Origin of the sequence: Enterococcus sp. AZ171, from assembly GCF_051714005.1 — a bacterium.
In the GTDB taxonomy this organism is placed as follows: Bacteria; Bacillota; Bacilli; order Lactobacillales; family Enterococcaceae; genus Enterococcus_B; species Enterococcus_B pernyi.
On the sequence record NZ_JBIORA010000001.1, the window covers coordinates 866,019 to 886,410 of the forward strand.

Here is a 20,392-nt window from a genome sequence, read left to right on the forward strand (position 1 = left end):
AAAAAAAGAAAAGAGGAGAACAAATGATTTCAATCGCTAGTGCTATGCAACAAGATGCAATCAAAGAATTATTAGAAGGATACAACGAAGAAGGCATGACCTTTACATTCAAAGAAAAACAAGGAATCAAATTATTCTTTGAAACAAGTGCAGAAGATAAAGAAGCAGCTGCCAAAACAGCAAAAGAATTGATCAAAGCTCAACCATGGGGCACGGTATTATATTTCCAAGCAGCAGCAGTCTAAGAAACAAGATAAGGGTGGTTCAAATGATAAAAAATGGATTGTTTTTGTGTAGTATTGGTTCACTGATCATACTATATAGTTTAAATCCGGGAACACAACAATATGACATTTATAGTATGGTCACTGGGTTGTTTTTTGCAGGACTAGGGATTTACTTCTTTTTAAAAGGTAAGAAAAAAGAAGAAGCAAAGGAGAAAAAGAACTAATGGAAATAATTAAAACACTAAACATTCCGGCATCGTTTTTCTATGATAAAGTGATGGATTCTGTTCTTTTTGATGTCCGCAAAGCCACTGGGAAATCAGTGACACGCAAACAATTAAAGAATCTTGAATACGTCAAACAATTCTCTCAAAATAATCGTGCACGCATTATCATTGAGGAAGTCATTGATAACCAATCTTATAAATTTCGTACCTCAACGACTAAAAATGATTTTGTCGTTCATTATCAAATCAAACCAATTGATGAAAAATCGTGTGAAGTCCACTATACAGAACAAATGGAATCACACGGTATGTTGCAGAAAATGAATGATATGATCTTAGGAACGATGTTGATGTATTTTAAAAAGAGACGTTTTAAAAAGATGCTAGGGATGATTGAAGAATCCTATTAAAAGAGGATGGTAAATCAAATCGTCCATCCAAGAGGATAACTAATGATCAAAATAAGAATAAGTTGTGGAAACAACGTTTGGATCAAAAAAATGAAGCGCTAAAAACCAAAATCGTTTGTTCTATTTTGGCTTTTTAGCGCTATTTTTTGTAAATCATTTTTTGAGAGATACTACTTTGTGAAAGTAATGAAGGTCCGCTTGCTATTATAAAGAAAATAATAGTACAATTGGTATAGATATTTAAAGGGAGAAGGGAAAGTATGACGAATGTTATAAAGGAATTAGGGAACCAAGCGCTAGAAGAAATGTACGCTTTAGCAACCTATGCTTTTAATTCACAAGATACAGACGAACGACGTGAACGATTTAAAATGATTGTTGAGAATTCATGGAACTACGGCTTTTTAGATCCAGAGGGCCATTTGACAAGTCAAGTAATGGCCACACCTTTTTCAGTGGATTTCTATGGAAAAAATTACTTGATGGCTGGGATTGGATACGTTGCTTCCTATCCTGAAGCGCGAGGACAGGGCGGTATCAATCGGATCATGGAAAAAATCCTTGAAGACTGTCGAGAAAGAAATGTCACGCTGTCTTATCTAGCACCATTTTCTTATCCTTTTTATCGTCGCTATGGCTACGAACAATTATTTGATCGAATCAGCTATGAGTTGGCGAGCCGTGATATGCCAGCTGTAAAGAAAACAACTGGTTATATGAAACGGACAAGTTTTGAAGAATCAGTGGATGCCATACGATCCATTTATACAAATATGCCGGAGAGTACGCGAGGCGGTTTGGTCCGAGAAGAATGGTGGTATTCCTACAAGTTTAAACAACGAAAAGAGAATCAATATGCACTGTATTACGACCGTGAGGGGAATGCTACAGGATATGTCGTTTATAAATTAGCCGCCCCTACATTTATCATCGTCGAAATGGGTTATCTGAATCATGAAGCATTGAAAGGATTGATGCGTTTCATTGGTTCGCATAGTGGCGCATTTGATTCGTTTGAGTATACATGTGGTTTTTCTGGCTACAGTAAAAATTATTTATTGGATAATCCATTTGCTAAAACCACGATCACGCCTTATATGATGGGAAGAATCGTAGATGTTGAGAAATTTATGCAGACTTATCCATTCCGACATGCAATCAACTTTTCTATCCATGTGACAGAAGATCCGTATGCAAAATGGAACGAAGGATTTTTTGATATTTCTTATGTCAATGGAGTACTTGAAGTAAAGAAAGTCCAACAGACAGAATTACCTGTGGTCAGTGGAACGATTCAAAGCTTGACACAATTATTGTTAGGATATCAAACAGTTGAAGAGCTTGATTTCCATGAAAAAATCAAAGTAGAAGGCGCATTGGTGGCTGAACTTAGTCAATCACTGCCTAATCAACAACCAATTCTCAATGATTATTTCTGAGTGAAGACAATCAGATGATAGGAGGAACATAGAAATGGAAGCAATGACGAATTGTCAAAGTTGTGGAATGTCACTTGATTCAGTTGAGATTTTAGGGACAAACAAAAACAATAGCAAGAGTGAAGAATATTGCATTTACTGCTACAAAGATGGCGCATTTTTAACTGATTGTACAATGGATGAAATGATTGAAGAGAGTGTCCAGCACATGAATGAATCAGGCATGCTGAAAGAACAAGGCAAGCCAAAGGAAGAAGCACGTGAATTCATGCATCAATTTTTCCCAGATTTAAAAAGGTGGAAACAACAATAAAGTTTATTCCAATAGCAAAAAATGGATGCTACCTCATTATCGAATAAAATGACTTCACATAATGTATTTGGTAATAAGTAAAAAATGGAATTTTATTTTTGTCGCTATTTTTTAAAGAGCAGAAATATAATAGGGGATTGTGACTTGAGGGATCTCATGATTATTAAAACTGAATAAACAGTGTCCATAAGAAATAAGCCCGTCCCCCAAAATACAAGAACAAATTTCTGGGGAGCGGGCTTATTTCTCGGAGCTGAACATCACTATCACAAACTCATGATAAGTTTAAGACGTTCCTGACTGGAATCGAACCAGCGACCTATCGCTTAGGAGGCGATCGCTCTATCCTACTGAGCTACAGGAACAAGCATCAATACTATTATTTTAGCGCTTTGAAGGCATACATGCAAGCTGATTTTTAGAGCAAAACGTTTCCAATAAAGGAATCCTGAGTGGTAGAATGAGGGTGATAAAGGGGGTTTTGATTATGTCTGATAAGCCAAAAGAAGAAGTAATTGCAGAACGTTTAGATGAAGCAAAAAGAGAACGTGAAGAAATTACGAAAGAGGCAATCCAAAAACACGAAGAAGAAAAACCTGTAGAAAAAGAAAGTCGCAAATTTACGTTTACTAAAAAAGAAGATTTATTATAAACATATCTATGGAAAAACAAAAAAAGTTCTGGGATTTCCAGATCTTTTTTTGTTTTATTATTACGCCCAGTCGCCATTTCTGAAGATCGGCACGCGTGAGCCATCTTCGCGGATACCATCAATATCCATTTTATCTGAACCAACCATGAAATCCACATGCGTCTGGCTTCGATTCAAGCCTGCAGCTGCCAATTCTTCATCGGTCATTTCTGTTCCACCTTGCACACTAAACGCATAGGCTGAACCAAGTGCTAAATGGTTTGAAGCATTTTCGTCGAATAATGTGTTATAGAAAATGATACCAGATTGTGAAATCGGTGAAGGATCAGGAACTAGAGCAACTTCGCCTAAACGACGTGCACCTTCATCGGTATCTAGTAGTTTTGCCAAGACTTCTTGTCCTTGTTCCGCTGAAAAATCAACGACTTTACCGTCTTTAAATGTAAATTTCATTCCAGTAATGGTCGTTCCTGCATAACTTAAAGGTTTCGTACTTGAGATATACCCATCCACGCGATGACTATCAGGTGCGGTGAAGACTTCTTCTGTTGGCATGTTTGCCATGAATTTTTCATCACGAGCATTATAGCTTCCAGCGCCTTCCCACAAGTGATTTTTCGGCAAGCCAATTACGATATCTGTCCCTGGGGCAGTATAATGTAAAGCTGTAAATTGTTCTTTGTTCAATTCTTCTGCTTTTGTCGCTAGTTTTTCATCGTGATTTTTCCAAGCAATTACAGGATCAGATTCATAAATGCGAGTCGTTTTGAAAATCTCATCCCATAATGCGTCGACTTGTTCTTCCCCTGGTAGATCAGGGAATACTTTTACTGCCCACTGTTTCCCAGCAGCTGCGACAACTGTCCAACTTACTTTATTTGATTGTGTCGCTTTTCTTAGATTCATCAATGCTTTTCCAACTGCTGATTGATAAGTGGCTACACGATCATTGTCAACTCCTGCGAATGCATCTGGATCAGAAGAAACAACGCTGATTCTGCTCGCACCTTTTTCAATCCAATCATCTGCTTGATCGATTTTATATTGTGGAACTGTAGAGATTCGATCATCTGCAGCGTGAGTCAAGAATTCTTTTTGAATGATATCATCTGTCCATTGAACGATCACCTCAGCTGCACCTAATTGGTAAGCCTCTTTCGTGATCAATCGGGCTAATTCCGCTTGCTCTACATTGATTTGTAAGACTACTGTGTGCCCTTTCGATACATTGACCCCTGTTTCTGCAATTAAACGGGCGTATTTTTTTAAATTAACATTAAAATCAGCTAACATAATTAAATTCCTCCTCATCGTATTTTTTGTAATTCCTCATTGTATGATAACATTTTATTAGAAGTGAAACAAATAAACATCTGATAAAATAATCATTTGTTTTTAATTAGAAAACACAAAAAAGCGTTGATATCCGAGTATAATGACAGAAAAATTTGTAAAAAATAAAAAAACAAGTTTTGCTTATTGAAAAAAAATGGTACAATAGTATTAATCAATGGTGGAAGCGCTATAAAAAATTTCAAGGAGATTAGAAAATTATGGCAAGAAAAAAAACGATAACAAAGGAGCAGATTTTGGCAGCCGCCTATGAAGTTGCTGCCAATGAAGGATTTTCAAAATTCACTGCGAGAAACATTGCAAATAAAATGAACTGTTCTACTCAACCAATCTATCTAGAGTTTAAAAATATGGATGATTTGAAACACGCGCTATTTGAGCAAATCTACGATTATCTAAAATACGAAGTCTTTCCTGTAGAACATACCGGCAATACGATTGTCGATCTAGCGTTGAATTACATCCATTTCGCAAATCGTGAAAAGAAATTATATAGCTCACTTTACTTGGAAGAGTATGGCGGCGGAAGAGAGATGCAAAATTTCTCCTATAATTACTTTATGGACGTAGTGAAAGAAGATCCAAAATACATGGACTTGTCAGATGATAAACTAGTCTCGCTTCACAATGGGACTTGGATCATTGCAACAGGTATCGCAGCTTTGATGTCATCGAATATCATCCATCCGACGGATACACAAATCGAGAAGATGATCCAAGATAGCATCAATGCCATTTTAAGCTTAAAAGATCCGATTGAAGTAGACTGATCTGCTTATTTGAAAAATTGATCGACCCCATTTGATAGTAATGCCTTGATTTACAAAACGTAATGCTTCTAAATAAAAAGAAGGATGTGGTAAACACATCCTTCTTTTTGTGATTAAGATAACATGGATACAAGAGATTTTGCGAACGCTTCAAGATTTTCAATATCTTCTTCCTCAGCGTTTAAATCAACTTTCACGCTTTCGGCACCTTTAACAGCACCAGTTTTTGCAAAGGCAGCATCAAAATCGTCCACTGACTTACAAAACTCATCATAGAAAGTATCTCCAGAGCCACACACACCGTAGATTTTTCCAGGTAATTCAAGTTCTTGTAAATCTTCATAAAAATCAACGATTTCGTCCGGTAGATCACCGTCATCGTATGTATAAGTAGCAACTACGCAAATATCTGCTTCTTGAAAGTCTTCTGCATCTACTTGTGTGCATTCATTGATTTCAACATCGATATCCATATTTTCCAGAGCCTCTGCAACAATATCGGCGATTTCTTCCGTGTTACCAGTCATACTTGCATAAACGATTTTTGCTAAAGCCATAAGGCGCCTCCTAAATTTTAATGAATAGCATTTCAACAACTACCAATTATACCAAAAGTTTGAGAAAAAGGAAGCGAGATTTATAAAGGTACTATGGGATTTGGCTAAATACTTCCTACTATGTTAAAATAAAAAGGATTTGTAAAAAGGAGACGAGAATAGATGATAACATTAAAATCAGCACGTGAGATCGAAGCAATGGCAGAGTCTGGTGCATTATTAGCAGATGTCCATAAAAATCTGCGAGACTTCATTAAACCAGGAGTAACTAGTTGGGATATCGAAGTATTTGTACGTAATTATATCGAAAGTCATGGCGGAGTCGCTGCCCAAATTGGATTTGAAGGATATGAATATGCGACGTGTATCAGTATCAATGATGAGATCTGTCATGGTTTTCCTCGGAAAAAACCACTTAAAAGTGGCGACTTAGTGAAAGTGGATATGTGTATTGACTTAAAAGGCGGAATCTCTGATTCTTGCTGGGCATATGTGGTGGGTGAATCCACACCTGAAATTGATCGATTGATGGAAGTGACAAAAAAAGCACTATATATCGGCATTGAGCAAGCGCAAGTTGGTAATCGTATTGGGGATATTGGTCATGCGATCCAAACGTACGTCGAAGGAGAAAATCTAGGAATCGTACGAGACTTTGTTGGACATGGAGTAGGACCAACGATCCATGAAGAACCAACTATTCCTCACTATGGTGAACCAGGTAAAGGATTACGTTTAAAAGAAGGTATGGTCATTACGATCGAGCCAATGGTCAATACAGGAACATGGAAAATGAAAATGGACCCAAATGGTTGGACAGCTTATACCAGAGATGGTGGATTATCTTGCCAATATGAACACACATTGGCTATCACCAAAGATGGTCCAAGAATCTTGACTTCTCAAGGTGAAGAAGGAACTTATTAAGTTCTTCTTTCAACGAACAGTTTGCAAACTGTTTAATCAAATGGAGAAAGTTGTGGATGACCTTCTTCTTCAAATAATGGATAAAAGTTGTAGGAAAGCTAGTAACTAAGATAGTAGGGTGACAATTGGAAAAATATGTCTATTATTTTCTGGTTTGCCACCCTTTTCCTCAGTGTTATTAGCTTTTTTTACAACCTAGATAAACGGTGTTCGAAAAGCTGACCTTCAACACTAAGATAAAAAATCAAAAAATATGGAGAGCTATTTTCTGATTTTCTATCTTACTGCTCAGGTCAAAGCGCTTTTCTCACAACCTATGATAAACGGTGTTCGAAAGCCAGCTCCTTCCATATCAAGGCAAAATTTGAAAAAATATGGAGAGCTATTTTCTCAAATTATGCCTTAATACTTGGAGCTAAGCAGCTTTTTCACAACCTATGATAAACGGTGTTCAAGAAGCAACACTTCAATAATAAGGCAAAAAAATCCAAAATGAAAAAGCCATTTTCGATTTTTCTGCCTTATTACTCAGTGTAGACCGCTTCTTTCACAACCTTGAACAGGAGATTACTATGAATATTTTGAATAAAATAAAACAACATAAGAATTTAATGCGTTTTATTGAGACGACGCAAAAGAGGATCGTTGATTCTGAAATGGGAACGACTTCAGTAGTTGTGGCTTATTATTTACTCTTATCTTTGTTTCCATTGATTATTGCGCTTGGAAATATTCTACCGTATCTTCAAATCGATCAAGAAACTGTCTTGACTTATATTCGCCAAGTGATTCCTGAAACGATCTATCAGTTTATTGGACCGGCGGTAAAAAATTTGTTGACACAAAGTTCTGGTAGTTTGTTGTCATTGTCAGCTATTGCAGCTTTATGGTCAGCTAGTCAGAGTATCAATGCATTACAGATTGCCATGAATAAAGCGTATGGAGTTGAAAATAGAGAAAATTTCATCATTGTCCGTTTCTTTTCCTTAATAGTTATCATCTTGTTCATGATTGCGATTAGTGGTGTCACTTTAGTGCTTGGATTAGGACAAATGATTTTAGAGGCGATTCAACCGATCTTTAAAATACCTGTAAACTTTATTGACCAATTCCAAACATTGAAATGGCCGATTACTTTGGTGGCTTTATTTGTGATCATGTTTATGATTTATTGGATTGTACCAAACGCGCAATTGAAATTTAAAGCAGTGATTCCTGGTGCTGTATTTGCAACGACTGGTTGGATGTTGTTGTCACAAGTTTTTGGAATTTATGCTCGTTATTTTGCAACGCGTGTGAGCGGTTATCAAATCATCGGAAGTTTTATCGTTTTGATGCTTTGGTTAAACTTTGCTGCGACGATCATTATTCTTGGTGGAATCATCAATGCTGTTGTGCAAGAGTACATAACAGGAAACGAAATAAAAGAACGAAGAAGCATCACATCAACATGGCTTGGTAAACTAAAAAATAAATTTTCTCAAAAAAAGAATTAGAAACACGAGTTCTTATTGTAAAATAGCGACAGTGTTTTATAATTATTAATGACTCTTTAAATAAAGTAGGTGCCCGTATGCTGGTTTCTTTTAGTATTGTAATAAAGATTTTTTTGACAATTTTATTGTCTTTGATATTGACCCCCATTTTTAAAATAATTTCAGTTCAAACTGGAATGGTCGATAAACCGAATGAACGACGAATAAACAAAGTGCCGATGCCTTCAGCTGGTGGCTTACCTATCTTTGTTTCCTTCGTGATATCTAGTTTGTTTTTATTCAAAGATATCATCCCTAAATTTTATATTCTACCTATATTATTGGCTGCGTCCGTCATCGTATTGACCGGATTACTTGATGACAAATATGAACTTTCACCTAAGCAAAAAAGTATTGGTATTTTATTAGCGGCTTTGATCATCTATTTTGTCGCTGATATCAGGATCGATTCTTTTACCTTACCGTTCTTAGGATATATCCAATTAGGTTGGCTTAGTTTTCCTGTCACCATTTTTTGGATTTTTGGGATCACTAATGCAGTCAATTTGATTGATGGTTTAGATGGCTTAGCAGCAGGGATATCTTTGATTGGCTTGATGACCATTGGTATTATTGGTTACTTTTTTTTACATGCCTCAACAGTTTATATACCTATAGTTATTTTTTGTTTAGTCGCAAGTATCATCGGCTTTTTTCCTTACAATTTTTATCCTGCCAAAATTTATTTAGGGGATACAGGTGCACTTTTCTTAGGCTTTATGATGGCGGTTTTATCATTGCAAGGATTAAAGAATGTTACTTTCGTTTCATCGATTTCTTTGTTGATCATCATGGGGGTACCTGTTACAGATACTTTTTTTGCAATCATTCGTAGAAAAGCGAATCGAGTATCATTTTCTACGGCAGATAAGAAGCATTTGCATCATCGATTGCTCGCTTTAGGCTTTACCCATAAAGGAGCTGTTTTGACGATCTACTCCATCGCTTTGATGTTTTCATTTACTGCAATGATCATGAATTATACGGGAAGTCTTGGAACGATTGCTTTGTTCTTAGTGATGCTATTTGCTGCTATTTTATTATTTGAATTGATCGGATTGATCAATGAAAAATACCAATTCATTCTAAAAACATTACGGTTTTTAGGGAATAAAGAATACCGTACACAAGTGATGCAGAAATACTTTAAGAAATGGAAAAGACCTTAATGGAGAACAATAAAAAAAAGCCGATTTTAATTAGCATTGTGACAGCAAATAGTAAAAAAATATTCCAGACATTAGATACGATCATTGCGACGATCGGTGAAGAACCGGCAATTGAATTTCAAATTTTTGATAATAACTCGACACCTGAATACCAAGAACGATTACGCGAATATTTAAAATATCCGTTCATGAATATTTATTTCAATAATGAAAACCGAGGCTTTGGATTTGGTCATAACCATACCTTGCTCCAAAGCGCTGCAAAATATGCGGTGATTTTTAATCCAGATATTTTAGTAGATGAGCAGACGGTGATCGACCTGGTTGCGCTCTTAGAAACGCATCCTGAATGTGCGATGTTGGCACCTAAAATCTTGAATGAAGATGGGACGACTCAATACTTGATTAGACAGCGTTTAGCTCTATTCGACTATGTACTACGTTTCATTCCTTTCAAATTTGTCAAAAAAATGTTTGATCGGCGATTGAATCGCTTTGAATGTCGTGATTTGCCAGAGGATCGTGATTCTTATGTGCGCATGATTTCTGGTAGTTTTATGGTAGTAGATGTTGCGAAATTTAAATCAATCAATGGGTTTGATACTCGCTACTTTATGTATTTTGAAGATAATGATCTTTGTTTAAGTTTTGAAAAAGCAAACGAAAAGATCCTTTATACGCCACGTTATAGTGCCATCCATCTATATGGAAAAGGGGCGCATCGTAACTTCAAACTTTTTCGAATATTTTTAAATTCAATGATGAAATTCTTCCATAAGTGGGGGTGGACTTTCTTCTAATGACACCAGAAATAGCAGTAGTGATCGTATTGTATCACCAAAAAATCAACCAATCGCCTTCTTACGATTATTTAAAAGCAGCTATCCAAGCTGGGACAGTGGAGTTAGTTATTTTTGATAATAGTCCTGTTGCACATGCTGATGTGCTTTATTCAGAAAAGAACGTCCATTATCATCATGATCCAGCAAATCCAGGCCTAGCGGTTGCTTACAATTATGCAATTGACCACATTTCAGATACGGTACAGACACTTATAACATTAGATCAGGACACTCAGTTAGGTACTGATTATTTGGAAACTGTAGCCGAACTCACTTGGACAAAGGAGCGAGTAGCTGCGGTCCCCTTAGTATTTTCTGGTACAAAACAAATCTCTCCGGTGTGGGCAGACCACTATATCAATCGCCACTTCGAAGTGATCGAAGAGCCAGTAGTAACACGTCAACGGATTATGGCAATCAATTCTGGCGCGGCATTCTCGCTCACATTTTTAAGAGAGATCAATGGCTATAATACAGTGTTCCCACTCGATTTTTTAGATCATTGGCTTTTTTGGCAAATCAAACAATTAAACAAAGAAATTGTAGTTTTAGCCACTAGCATGACTCATGATCTCTCAGTATTAGATTATAAAAAAGTTAACGTAACACGCTATCAGTCGATATTGGCTGCTGAGTCGATCTTTTACCAAGAATACGACCGTCAGCATTTAATGCAACATCGGAAGCAGTTAGTATTAAGAATGACAAAGCAATTTTTGACTGTCAAGAATCGTCAAATCTGGCGAATGACTTTACGTTCGTTTGTTGATAATTGGAAGGTGTGAAATGATGCGATCGGTTTGTATAGCAACCTTTAATGGTGGCGCGTATTTAAAAGAACAATTGGATAGTATCTTAAAGCAACTTTCTCCAGAAGATGAAGTGATTATTTCGGATGATGGTTCAGTCGATGATACTTGGTCGATCTTAACAGAATATGCACATAATGATCCACGTATCAAACTTTTTGAAGGTCCCAAACAAGGTTTGATCAAAAATTTTGGCTTTGCGATTGAACAAGCTCAGGGAGACCTGATATTTTTAGCAGATCAAGATGATGTATGGTTAGATGGGAAAGTAGAGAAAATCACACAATACTTTAGCCTTCATCCAAAACAACTAGTAGTTATTTCAGATTTAGTGATCGTAGATAGCCAGTTGAATGAGATCCATTCCTCATACTTTACCTTTAGGAGATCCAAAGAAGGCTGGTTGACGAATTTGATTCGTAGTAACTATATCGGTGCAGGGATGGCTTTTCGCTCTTCATTAAAAGAGACGATCTTACCGATACCTGACAATGTACCGATGCATGATATGTGGATCGGTTTGCTGGCGGGGAATCATGCGGGCTTTATTCGAGAACCGCTGACTCTTTATCGGCGACACGATTTTAATGCAAGTGAAATTGAAACGAAGAGTAGTTGGCGCCAGAAAATCACTTGGCGGATTCATTTGATCCAAGCACTCATTCAGCGGAAATGGAAAAAATATCCCTAAAAGATATTGTTAAATTCTCAAGAAATCCATGACAAATAGTAGGATTGATGAGATAATAACGAAAGTGAAAATTTAAAGAAAAAGGAGCGCTTATATTCATGAAAGGAATCATCCTTGCGGGAGGAAGCGGAACACGCTTGTATCCACTAACAAAGGCAACCTCGAAACAGTTGATGCCAGTCTACGATAAACCAATGATCTATTATCCAATGTCTATTTTGATGTTGGCAGGTATCAAGGAGATATTGATTATTTCAACACCTCAAGATACCCCACGCTTTAAAGAATTATTTGGAAATGGGCATGATCTAGGTATTCACCTTGAATATGCGGTTCAAGAGAGTCCCGATGGCCTAGCTCAAGCTTTTATCATTGGGGAAGAATTTATTGGCGATGATAGTGTTTGTCTTGTTTTAGGAGATAATATCTACTATGGTGGCGGACTATCAAAAATGTTGCAACGTGCTGCCTCTAGAGAAAGTGGAGCGACTGTTTTCGGGTATCATGTTAATGATCCGGAACGTTTTGGTGTGGTCGAATTTGATGAAAATATGCAAGCTCTCTCTATTGAAGAGAAACCAACAGAACCAAAATCAAATTATGCTGTCACAGGACTTTATTTCTACGACAACGATGTGATTTCAATTGCAAAAGAAATCAAACCATCTGAGCGTGGCGAACTAGAGATCACTGACGTCAACAAAGCATATTTAGAAAGAGGAAAACTTTCTGTAGAGATTATGGGACGTGGTTTTGCTTGGTTAGATACAGGCACGCATGAATCTTTACTTGAAGCCTCTACATTTATTGAAACGATTGAAAAGCGTCAAAACTTAAAAGTTGCTTGTTTAGAAGAGGTGGCTTATCGAATGGGCTATATCGACAAACAACAATTAGCTGTTTTGGCAGAACCACTGAAAAAAAATCAATATGGTCAATATTTATTAAGATTGGCTGCTGAATAAGGAGTTTTTAGTGATGAAAGTGACGGATACTAAATTAACAGATGTTAAAATTATCGAAATGGATGTTTTTGGGGACCATCGTGGTTTCTTTACAGAAAGCTATTCAAAAGCAAAATTTGCGGAACATGGATTAGATTTTGATTTTGTCCAAGACAATCACTCTCTATCTGCTGAAGCCGGAGTGATTCGTGGTTTGCATTTTCAAAAAGGGGCATCCGCTCAAACAAAATTGATCCGTGTCACTTCAGGAGCAGTCTTAGATGTGATCGTCGATATTCGTAAAGGTAGTCCAACCTATGGACAGTGGGAAAGTTATATCTTATCTGAACATAATCATCGTCAATTACTTGTACCCAAGGGATACGCACATGGGTTCGTGACATTGACACCAAATGTGAATTTCCTTTATAAATGCGATAATTATTATGATGCCGCAGCAGACGGTGGGATCGCATTTGACGATCCAGAGTTAGCGATTGATTGGCCAATCGATCTTTCAAAAGCGATCATGTCTGAAAAAGATCATAATCATCCTACACTGAAAGAATTTGAAGCAGAAAACCCATTTGTTTATGGTGAAATCTAACATTTGATGAGGAGAAATATTAAATGAAAAATATCATTGTTACTGGTGGAGCAGGCTTCATTGGATCAAATTTTGTACATTATGTTGTACAAAACCACCCAGAAGTACATGTGACAGTCTTAGATAAATTAACTTATGCAGGAAACAAAGAAAATCTAGCAGGATTGCCAACTGATCGTGTGGAGCTAGTTGTCGGAGATATTGCAGATGCAGAATTAGTCGATCGATTAGTGGAAAAAGCAGATGCAGTGGTTCATTATGCTGCTGAATCACATAATGATAATTCTCTTAAAGATCCGTTTCCGTTTGTACACACGAACATCATTGGTACGTATACATTGCTAGAAGCTTGCCGTAAGTACGATGTTCGTTATCATCATGTTTCTACGGATGAAGTCTATGGTGACCTACCATTACGTGAAGATTTACCAGGTCATGGAGAGGGTGAAGGTGAGAAGTTCACTGCGGAAACACCTTACAACCCGTCCAGCCCCTATTCTTCAACAAAAGCTGGTTCTGATTTATTAGTGAAAGCTTGGGTTCGTTCATTTGGACTAAAGGCGACAATCTCAAATTGTTCCAATAACTATGGACCTTATCAACACATTGAAAAATTCATTCCACGTCAAATCACCAATATTTTAAGTGGTATCCAACCTAAGTTATACGGAGAAGGAAAAAATGTTCGTGATTGGATCCATACGAATGACCACTCTTCTGCCGTATGGTTGATCCTAACCAAAGGGAATATTGGGGAAACCTATTTGATTGGCGCTGATGGCGAGGAAGACAACAAAACCGTATTGGAAATGATCTTAGAAATGATGGGTCAGCCTAAAGATGCCTATGAACATGTCAAAGATCGTGCTGGCCATGATTTGCGTTATGCGATCGACTCAACCAAGCTTCGACAAGAACTTGGTTGGCAACCAGAGTTCACTAATTTCCGTGATGGTTTAGCAGAAACTATCAAGTGGTACGAAGAGAACCAAGAATGGTGGCAAAAAGAGAAAGAAGCAGTTGAAGCAGCTTACGCTAAAAATGGACAATAAGAGGCGAGAAATCGAATTCCCTCGAACAAGCTGCGTAGATAAGAGTCAGAGACTTCCTCTTATCAGATGTTTTTCTTGCTTGAATAGATAGCTTGAGAGACTCAACCTCTTTTTAAATAGTCATTGAAGGGGCACTGCGTTTAACTGACGCTGCCCCTTTTTTCATGAAAAATTTTTTAAGAACGCTGGATGGATGCTCATCCTCTCGAAAAGCGAGAACCGATATGGTAGAATAAGCTTGGTTCTTAGAACGTGGTTGGCACATAAGTGTTCTGCCGTTGTTTGGGGATAAGGGGAAATAATGAGACCGTTATTTTTGTCCAATACTCCGAACAAACAGTTGAATGAATCGAACTTCAAAGATAAAGCGTTCATTAAAGACAACATGATAGCTAATGATATTTTTACAAAAAAAAGTTTAAAAATAAATAAATCAAGGAGCGATTGCGTTATGTTTTTATTAACAGGTGGAAATGGTCAACTTGGTACCGAGTTACGTCATTTATTAGATGAGAAAGGGTTAGATTATGTTTCGACTGACGCCCAAGAACTGGATATCACGGATGCAGAAAAAACAATGGCTTATATCACAGACTTAAAGCCTGAAGTCATCTTCCATTGTGCAGCCTATACTGCTGTCGATAAAGCAGAAGACGAAGGAAAAGAATTAGATGAAAAAATCAATGTAGACGGAACGAGAAATGTTGCATTGGCAGCGAAAGCAGTGAATGCAACATTGATTTATATCAGTACCGATTATGTCTTTGATGGTAAAAAAGAAGATGAAGAATATCTAGAAGATGATGCAACGAATCCATTGAATGAATATGGTCGTACAAAACTACTAGGCGAACAAGCAGTGCAGGAAATTTTAGAAGATTATTATATTATTCGTACGTCATGGGTATTTGGTGTATATGGTCATAACTTTGTTTATACGATGCAACGTTTGGCACAAACCCACGATCGATTAACAGTGGTCAATGACCAATTTGGACGTCCGACATGGACACGCACACTGGCTGAATTTATGGTTTATGTAATCGAAGAAAAAGTACCATATGGTGTCTATCATCTATCAAACGAGAATAGTTGTTCATGGTATGAATTCGCAAAAGAAATCTTAAAAGATACAGCAGTAGAAGTAGCTCCTGTTACTTCAGCCGAATATCCACAAAAAGCAACACGTCCACAATATTCAGTGATGAGCCTGAAGAAAACGGAAGATCTTGGTTTTGTTATTCCAACGTGGCAAGAAGCACTTGAACAAATGTTACAAGCTTCTGAAAAATTAAACAAATAAGGTTTTTCCTTAGAAAAAAGAAACAACGAAGAAATTGGAGAATTTTATGGAAAAACAAACAAGAAGTGCAAGGCGAGATAAATCACGAGAACCGGAGACAGAACAGACGAATCTATTTTTAGATATCCTATTGAAATTACGTTATGTGATTGGCTTATTGGTGATCGTTATCGTTGTGACCTTCAACTTGAATGGTAGCTCGATCGGTAGCTGGGATAACTATGTATCCCAAAGAGATGACGGGAAAAAGACGGATGTTATTTTTGGTCAAAATCGAGAAGTTCGTTCAGATGAATGGCTAGTCCAAACGCCTTTTTATTTCTCTCAAGCAGAATCGGGTTATCCGGTCATCAACGAAGATTATTCGTTGAATGGTCAAAATATGATTATTGCCTACAATTCACCAGTAAAAGATATCACTGTTATCGGTAAACCATTTAACTGGGGATTCTTCTTTTTGGGAAGGGATCGAGGATTGTCCTTTTATTGGGCAATGAAACTGGTAGTCATGGTCCTGTTAGGATTTGAACTCCTGATGATCTTAACGAAAAGAAACAAGCCACTTTCGTTGATTGGGTCATTTGCATTGACCTTCTCACCAGCTGTTCAATGGTGGTTCATGCAACACGTTGGCGATTTGATTTTCTTTACAATTGGTTTAATGGTCGCCTTTTATCATTATTTTTATCAACATGAAAAAAAGTGGCTGCGTGCATTGATGATGTTATTAGTGGTCATATTCGGTCTCGGATTTATCTTAGTTATCTATCCGGCCCATCAAGTGATGCTCGCCTATCTATTAGTTTTTTATTTTGTCGGTTTACTGATCTATTACCGCAAAAAAATACAATGGGATTGGTTTGACGCTGTATTGATTACTGCTGCGTTGTTGTTTATTGGTATTGTCATGTGGCATTTTTGGTCAATTTCTAAAGATGCGTTACTCGCCTCTTTGAATACGTTGTATCCTGGGAATCGAGTAAGTACAGGTGGTAAATGGAAATTTAGTGAATTTTTCTATTTCTTAACGAACTGGAAAATCCCATTCGAGGATATCAGTTTCTCAAATAATTCAGAAGTAGCACTATTTTACCATTTCTTCCCAACTGTCTTTTTAGCAAGTCCATTTGTCTTGTTTGGAAAAAAAGACGACGATCAAAAAAATATTGGTCGGATCTTAATGCTCTTTTGTCTCTTCGCGATTTTTTGGATCACCATTGGCTTACCTAGAACGATGGCTCAATTGACCTTGTTATCATTTGTCCCACCATTTCGTGCGATCTTAACTTTCAGCTTTGCTGCCTTTCTATTATCGATTTGGTTTATCGCGTACATTTGGAAACACGATGTCATCCCAACGTGGTATAAATTCGTCTTATTGATTGCTAATGCAGGTATCTATTACTATGCGTTACAAGGTTCCAAGATGGAAGGCTATTTCTCTGGCTTTGAGTTAATCAGTGTGATTGTTTTGGGAACACTCCTTTTAGCATTTGCACTGTTTCGACAACGCGTCTTTTTCTACCTTTCATTTAGTGCATTGATCATTGCTTCTGGTTTCTTTGTGAATCCAGTTGTCCAAGGAACAGGTGCGATTTTTGAAAAAACGTTAGCCAAGGAAATCCAAAAAATCGATCAACAGGATCCAGGTCAAGTATGGTTAACCGAAGATGAGCTCTATAATTTCACACCGGCTTTAGGGGTAAAGGCATTCAATACGGTCCGCTTTTATCCAGACAAAGCTGCATGGCAATTGATTGATCCAGAAGGGGAATATGAGCGTTTCTACAATCGTTATGCCCATACTAGAGCTTTTATTGCCAAAGAAGATACAGCCTTCAAGCTAGATCGTCCAGACATGTTCTCAGTGACTTTGAATTTTGATGATGCTGAAAAGTTAGGCATCAAATATGTCGTAACCAAGCGTCCATTAGATGACTATAATCAGCGTAATGAAGCGCAGTTCACTAAATTATATGGACCAGACGACGATGGGTACATGATCTATGAAGTAGCGTATCCAAACTATGCTACTTGGCAAACACAGTCTACTGGTCAATAAAAAACTTTTAGTTTGAAGAAGATGTGTGCAAAAAAAGAGGATATTGGATCAGTTAGAAATCATCGTGATAACGCTGATCCAATGATCCGTTTTTAAAAAGTATTATTTGGAAGAGGAGGTGGAAACCATTCAAACATTTGTCGAAAAATTCATAAATAAAATGAGTACTGGGATCTTGTTAATGATGCTAATCGCTCTTTTTTCTGTCTGGACGATCGGTATAGGCACACCAGCTACTTTATTTTTATATGAACATAGCGCACAGTTCGTCACTTTTGGTGTATTTGTCTTAACAGGACTGAATATCTATAAAGCAAGAGGATTTGACTTTTTTTATCTAGGAGCAGCAGTTGTAATCTTCGGTTTCTATACGTATTTCAGTGGAATACGAGAAGGTTCTTTGGCAGGTAATCTGTTGATCCCGATTTTGATTCTGATTGGATTGAGTGTAAAGTGGATCGAATTTGACAAAGTAGATCGGGGAATTTATTTGCTTGTCTTCTCATTTTTCCTTGCTGTGACGGTATATCGAGTATTTACAGAGATTCAAGTACCTGAAGGACAAAGTATATGGAACCAAGATAATAAATTATCCGATATTTGGATCAATACAAATACGATTGGCAGCTCGTTGATGATGCTTGGACTACTGATCAGTGGTTTCGCCAGTTCATTTGAACGTTGGTATATTCGGATCCTTGGAGTACCAGCGATCATTGCTGCATTTTTAGGAATCTGGGTATGTCAATCACGCTCGGCATTGATTGCGATCATCATTTTTGCTTTATTGGATATCTGGCCTAAAAGATTCTTTAAATTTATTCGTGCCCCTTTTATCGGCTATTTAGCTATTTTTAGCTTGGCGCTACCGATATCCTATTTAGCTGCCACTTCTGAAGAGATCAATCTCTTCACTGGAAGAGAGGGCATATGGCTGAAATTTTATCAAACGATTTCCGAGAGTACAGAGCAACTACTGGTTGGAATGAAGCCTTTTCTTTATTTTCGTGGGAATGAGGTTTTAGGTAATCACAATAGTTATAATTCTATTTTGAATTTATATGGATTGATAGGAATCGCAATTGTAGGGATTTTATTACTTGTTTTTGTTGGAAGACTAACACTGAAAGCTGATTATTCGAATGGACAGCTTACGTTCTTATGGGCATTCATGGCAGTAATGATCCAATCGTTTATGGAAGATACATTGACTTCTTTCCCTTGGGTACCTATCGGCTACTTGTTGTTAGCGATGGCAAGTCATCGTTACGATCAGCCACCAGGTAAGCAAATAAAAATACAAGAGGAAAATCAACTGTCAACTTCAAGACTTGCACGCTATCACTGAATTTGAAAATAAGGGGTGTGAGACAACAGCAACAATTATTTTGTCTGTCACCTTAGAATCGAATAAATGGTGGAAACAGGAGCAAGCACTTCGGAAATAAGGCTATACACTTCTGTCCCAATCTCAATCAAAAAAATAAAAACGTGGGTAAGCCTTTTTTGGCAGGCCCACGTTTTTTGCTTCATTGCAATTAAGTATCATCTTTTGTAAAATAGTAACGTTGACAAAAAGTTTGCTTAATAGAAAATTAAGAAACAACGAATATCGCAGTCCTTGGCTCAATATGTGGTAAAATGGCTGTTGACTGTAATTAATTGAAACTGCTTGGAGGAACACAAATGTTGAAAGATTTGTTTTTATTTATGAAGGATATCTATCAAAATCGAAAGCTATTACTTCAATTCTCGTTAAACGATTTTAAATCGCGTTTTGCGGGTTCATTTTTAGGGATTTTATGGGCGTTCATCAATCCCGTGTTTACGGTTCTCATTTACTGGTTAGTCTTTGGCTTCGGCTTGAAAGCGGCAATGACTGACGGGAAGTATCCGTTTATCGTCTATCTGATCACAGGGATGGTCCCATGGTTCTTTTTCTCAGATGCGTTTACCTCTACAACACTTGTTTTCCGAGAATACACCTATTTAGTGAAAAAAGTGGTATTCAATATCCGTATCTTACCAACAACTAAAATCCTTTCAAACTTGTACTCACATATGTTCTTTATCTTGATTGGTTTAGTCGTAACAATGGGACATGGTATTTTTCCAACGGTCATGTCTTTACAATTGATTTATTATCTATTTTGTATGGTTGCTTTTTTGACCGGATTGACGTGGTTGACCGCATCGATTCAACCTTTTATACCAGATATCATGCAATTTATCACAATTTTGCTACAGCTGATTATGTGGACATTGCCGATTCTTTGGAGTCCTAGTCAATTTAATCCAGCAATCATAAAGATTCTAAAATTAAACCCACTGTATTATGTTGTTCAAGGTTACCGTGAATCATTTTTAAGTCAAGCTTGGTTCTGGGAACATGGTACTTATACAATCTATTTTTGGGTAGTTACATTAATCATGTTCGTAATCGGTTCCTTAGTGTTCCGTAGATTGAAACCACATTTTTCAGATGTGCTGTAAGGAGTATAGT

General features: G+C 37.2%; 22 protein-coding genes and 1 tRNA gene. 20 read left to right on the forward strand and 3 right to left on the reverse strand.

Features of this window, described 5'->3' with window-relative positions:
• Positions 1-23: 23 nt before the first annotated feature.
• The 5 genes from IGJ49_RS04110 (at position 24) to IGJ49_RS04130 (ending at position 2,616) form a co-directional block, all read left to right on the forward strand.
• Complete coding sequence (locus IGJ49_RS04110; protein WP_010735960.1) at positions 24-245, forward strand: hypothetical protein; 222 nt, start codon at positions 24-26, stop codon at positions 243-245.
• A gap of 23 nt (positions 246-268) precedes the next feature.
• Positions 269-451: a DUF3188 domain-containing protein gene (locus tag IGJ49_RS04115; RefSeq protein ID WP_010735959.1), complete on the forward strand. Its 183-nt coding sequence runs from the start codon at positions 269-271 to the stop codon at positions 449-451.
• A complete protein-coding gene (locus tag IGJ49_RS04120) occupies positions 451-864 on the forward strand; it encodes a DUF3284 domain-containing protein (protein ID WP_010735958.1) in 414 nt (137 codons plus the stop codon). The genes IGJ49_RS04115 and IGJ49_RS04120 overlap by 1 nt, the downstream gene beginning before the upstream one ends.
• 260 nt (positions 865-1,124) lie before the next feature.
• Entirely contained in the window at positions 1,125-2,303 is a 1,179-nt protein-coding gene (locus IGJ49_RS04125; protein ID WP_023519360.1) for a GNAT family N-acetyltransferase, read from the forward strand.
• Positions 2,304-2,337: 34 nt separating this feature from the next.
• A complete protein-coding gene (locus IGJ49_RS04130) occupies positions 2,338-2,616 on the forward strand; it encodes a zinc ribbon domain-containing protein (protein ID WP_438722503.1) in 279 nt (92 codons plus the stop codon).
• Between the two features lie 291 nt (positions 2,617-2,907).
• On the opposite strand, the gene IGJ49_RS04135 is transcribed toward IGJ49_RS04130, so the two are convergent.
• Positions 2,908-2,981, reverse strand: a tRNA-Arg gene (locus IGJ49_RS04135).
• Between the two features lie 122 nt (positions 2,982-3,103).
• Between IGJ49_RS04135 and IGJ49_RS04140 the strand changes: the two genes are divergently transcribed.
• Positions 3,104-3,268 carry a hypothetical protein gene (locus tag IGJ49_RS04140; RefSeq protein ID WP_010735955.1) on the forward strand — a complete coding sequence of 55 codons (165 nt, stop codon included), beginning with the start codon at positions 3,104-3,106 and terminating at the stop codon, positions 3,266-3,268.
• 60 nt (positions 3,269-3,328) lie between these two features.
• On the opposite strand, the gene IGJ49_RS04145 is transcribed toward IGJ49_RS04140, so the two are convergent.
• Positions 3,329-4,561 carry an aminopeptidase gene (locus IGJ49_RS04145; RefSeq protein ID WP_438722505.1) on the reverse strand — a complete coding sequence of 411 codons (1,233 nt, stop codon included), beginning with the start codon at positions 4,559-4,561 and terminating at the stop codon, positions 3,329-3,331.
• A gap of 260 nt (positions 4,562-4,821) precedes the next feature.
• Here IGJ49_RS04145 and IGJ49_RS04150 point away from each other — a divergent pair, with 260 nt between their 5' ends.
• Positions 4,822-5,391, forward strand: a complete 570-nt coding sequence (locus IGJ49_RS04150) for a TetR/AcrR family transcriptional regulator (protein ID WP_010735953.1) — start codon at positions 4,822-4,824, stop codon at positions 5,389-5,391.
• Positions 5,392-5,504: 113 nt separating this feature from the next.
• Here the strand turns inward: IGJ49_RS04150 and IGJ49_RS04155 are convergent, their stop codons facing one another.
• Positions 5,505-5,948: a flavodoxin gene (locus IGJ49_RS04155; protein WP_010735952.1), complete on the reverse strand. Its 444-nt coding sequence runs from the start codon at positions 5,946-5,948 to the stop codon at positions 5,505-5,507.
• 162 nt (positions 5,949-6,110) lie between these two features.
• Here IGJ49_RS04155 and map point away from each other — a divergent pair, with 162 nt between their 5' ends.
• The 13 genes from map to IGJ49_RS04220 all read left to right on the forward strand — a co-directional run bounded on the left by map (position 6,111) and on the right by IGJ49_RS04220 (position 20,382).
• On the forward strand, positions 6,111-6,875 hold the full coding sequence (map, locus tag IGJ49_RS04160; RefSeq protein WP_019722607.1) for a type I methionyl aminopeptidase: 765 nt from the start codon (positions 6,111-6,113) through the stop codon (positions 6,873-6,875).
• A gap of 572 nt (positions 6,876-7,447) precedes the next feature.
• Positions 7,448-8,371 (forward strand): YihY/virulence factor BrkB family protein, encoded by a 924-nt coding sequence (locus IGJ49_RS04165; protein WP_010735950.1) that lies wholly within the window; start codon positions 7,448-7,450, stop codon positions 8,369-8,371.
• A 77-nt stretch (positions 8,372-8,448) separates the two neighbouring features.
• Positions 8,449-9,579, forward strand: coding sequence for an MraY family glycosyltransferase (locus IGJ49_RS04170; RefSeq protein WP_010735949.1), 1,131 nt, complete (start codon positions 8,449-8,451; stop codon positions 9,577-9,579).
• Complete coding sequence (locus tag IGJ49_RS04175) at positions 9,579-10,379, forward strand: glycosyltransferase (protein WP_010735948.1); 801 nt, start codon at positions 9,579-9,581, stop codon at positions 10,377-10,379. Before IGJ49_RS04170 ends, IGJ49_RS04175 begins: the two co-directional genes overlap by 1 nt.
• Complete coding sequence (locus IGJ49_RS04180) at positions 10,379-11,206, forward strand: glycosyltransferase (protein WP_023519363.1); 828 nt, start codon at positions 10,379-10,381, stop codon at positions 11,204-11,206. The genes IGJ49_RS04175 and IGJ49_RS04180 overlap by 1 nt, the downstream gene beginning before the upstream one ends.
• Before the next feature lie 4 nt (positions 11,207-11,210).
• The gene (locus tag IGJ49_RS04185) at positions 11,211-11,921 is read left to right on the forward strand and encodes a glycosyltransferase family 2 protein (protein WP_023519364.1); all 711 of its coding nucleotides are present in this window, start codon (positions 11,211-11,213) and stop codon (positions 11,919-11,921) included.
• Positions 11,922-12,019: 98 nt separating this feature from the next.
• Complete coding sequence (rfbA, locus tag IGJ49_RS04190; protein ID WP_010735945.1) at positions 12,020-12,886, forward strand: glucose-1-phosphate thymidylyltransferase RfbA; 867 nt, start codon at positions 12,020-12,022, stop codon at positions 12,884-12,886.
• A gap of 13 nt (positions 12,887-12,899) precedes the next feature.
• Complete coding sequence (gene rfbC / locus IGJ49_RS04195) at positions 12,900-13,472, forward strand: dTDP-4-dehydrorhamnose 3,5-epimerase (RefSeq protein WP_010735944.1); 573 nt, start codon at positions 12,900-12,902, stop codon at positions 13,470-13,472.
• Between the two features lie 23 nt (positions 13,473-13,495).
• Positions 13,496-14,524 (forward strand): dTDP-glucose 4,6-dehydratase, encoded by a 1,029-nt coding sequence (gene rfbB, locus IGJ49_RS04200; protein WP_010735943.1) that lies wholly within the window; start codon positions 13,496-13,498, stop codon positions 14,522-14,524.
• 451 nt (positions 14,525-14,975) lie between these two features.
• Positions 14,976-15,827 (forward strand): dTDP-4-dehydrorhamnose reductase, encoded by an 852-nt coding sequence (rfbD, locus tag IGJ49_RS04205; protein ID WP_023519366.1) that lies wholly within the window; start codon positions 14,976-14,978, stop codon positions 15,825-15,827.
• A gap of 46 nt (positions 15,828-15,873) precedes the next feature.
• Positions 15,874-17,889, forward strand: coding sequence for a DUF7657 domain-containing protein (locus IGJ49_RS04210; RefSeq protein ID WP_349520085.1), 2,016 nt, complete (start codon positions 15,874-15,876; stop codon positions 17,887-17,889).
• Positions 17,890-18,007: 118 nt separating this feature from the next.
• Positions 18,008-19,237, forward strand: a complete 1,230-nt coding sequence (locus IGJ49_RS04215) for an EpaQ family protein (RefSeq protein WP_143352709.1) — start codon at positions 18,008-18,010, stop codon at positions 19,235-19,237.
• Positions 19,238-19,575: 338 nt separating this feature from the next.
• A complete protein-coding gene (locus tag IGJ49_RS04220; protein WP_019722596.1) occupies positions 19,576-20,382 on the forward strand; it encodes an ABC transporter permease in 807 nt (268 codons plus the stop codon).
• Positions 20,383-20,392: the final 10 nt, after the last annotated feature.

Excerpts from the sequence above, each read along its gene's own strand:
- IGJ49_RS04110 (WP_010735960.1), top strand. The coding sequence starts at position 24 with ATGATTTCAATCGCTAGTGCTATGCAACAAGATGCAATCAAAGAATTA.
- IGJ49_RS04115 (WP_010735959.1), top strand. The coding sequence starts at position 269 with ATGATAAAAAATGGATTGTTTTTGTGTAGTATTGGTTCACTGATCATA.
- IGJ49_RS04120 (WP_010735958.1), top strand. The coding sequence starts at position 451 with ATGGAAATAATTAAAACACTAAACATTCCGGCATCGTTTTTCTATGAT.
- IGJ49_RS04125 (WP_023519360.1), top strand. The coding sequence starts at position 1,125 with ATGACGAATGTTATAAAGGAATTAGGGAACCAAGCGCTAGAAGAAATG.
- IGJ49_RS04130 (WP_438722503.1), top strand. The coding sequence starts at position 2,338 with ATGGAAGCAATGACGAATTGTCAAAGTTGTGGAATGTCACTTGATTCA.
- IGJ49_RS04140 (WP_010735955.1), top strand. The coding sequence starts at position 3,104 with ATGTCTGATAAGCCAAAAGAAGAAGTAATTGCAGAACGTTTAGATGAA.
- IGJ49_RS04145 (WP_438722505.1), bottom strand. The coding sequence starts at position 4,561 with ATGTTAGCTGATTTTAATGTTAATTTAAAAAAATACGCCCGTTTAATT.
- IGJ49_RS04150 (WP_010735953.1), top strand. The coding sequence starts at position 4,822 with ATGGCAAGAAAAAAAACGATAACAAAGGAGCAGATTTTGGCAGCCGCC.
- IGJ49_RS04155 (WP_010735952.1), bottom strand. The coding sequence starts at position 5,948 with ATGGCTTTAGCAAAAATCGTTTATGCAAGTATGACTGGTAACACGGAA.
- map (WP_019722607.1), top strand. The coding sequence starts at position 6,111 with ATGATAACATTAAAATCAGCACGTGAGATCGAAGCAATGGCAGAGTCT.
- IGJ49_RS04165 (WP_010735950.1), top strand. The coding sequence starts at position 7,448 with ATGAATATTTTGAATAAAATAAAACAACATAAGAATTTAATGCGTTTT.
- IGJ49_RS04170 (WP_010735949.1), top strand. The coding sequence starts at position 8,449 with ATGCTGGTTTCTTTTAGTATTGTAATAAAGATTTTTTTGACAATTTTA.
- IGJ49_RS04175 (WP_010735948.1), top strand. The coding sequence starts at position 9,579 with ATGGAGAACAATAAAAAAAAGCCGATTTTAATTAGCATTGTGACAGCA.
- IGJ49_RS04180 (WP_023519363.1), top strand. The coding sequence starts at position 10,379 with ATGACACCAGAAATAGCAGTAGTGATCGTATTGTATCACCAAAAAATC.
- IGJ49_RS04185 (WP_023519364.1), top strand. The coding sequence starts at position 11,211 with ATGCGATCGGTTTGTATAGCAACCTTTAATGGTGGCGCGTATTTAAAA.
- rfbA (WP_010735945.1), top strand. The coding sequence starts at position 12,020 with ATGAAAGGAATCATCCTTGCGGGAGGAAGCGGAACACGCTTGTATCCA.
- rfbC (WP_010735944.1), top strand. The coding sequence starts at position 12,900 with ATGAAAGTGACGGATACTAAATTAACAGATGTTAAAATTATCGAAATG.
- rfbB (WP_010735943.1), top strand. The coding sequence starts at position 13,496 with ATGAAAAATATCATTGTTACTGGTGGAGCAGGCTTCATTGGATCAAAT.
- rfbD (WP_023519366.1), top strand. The coding sequence starts at position 14,976 with ATGTTTTTATTAACAGGTGGAAATGGTCAACTTGGTACCGAGTTACGT.
- IGJ49_RS04210 (WP_349520085.1), top strand. The coding sequence starts at position 15,874 with ATGGAAAAACAAACAAGAAGTGCAAGGCGAGATAAATCACGAGAACCG.
- IGJ49_RS04220 (WP_019722596.1), top strand. The coding sequence starts at position 19,576 with ATGTTGAAAGATTTGTTTTTATTTATGAAGGATATCTATCAAAATCGA.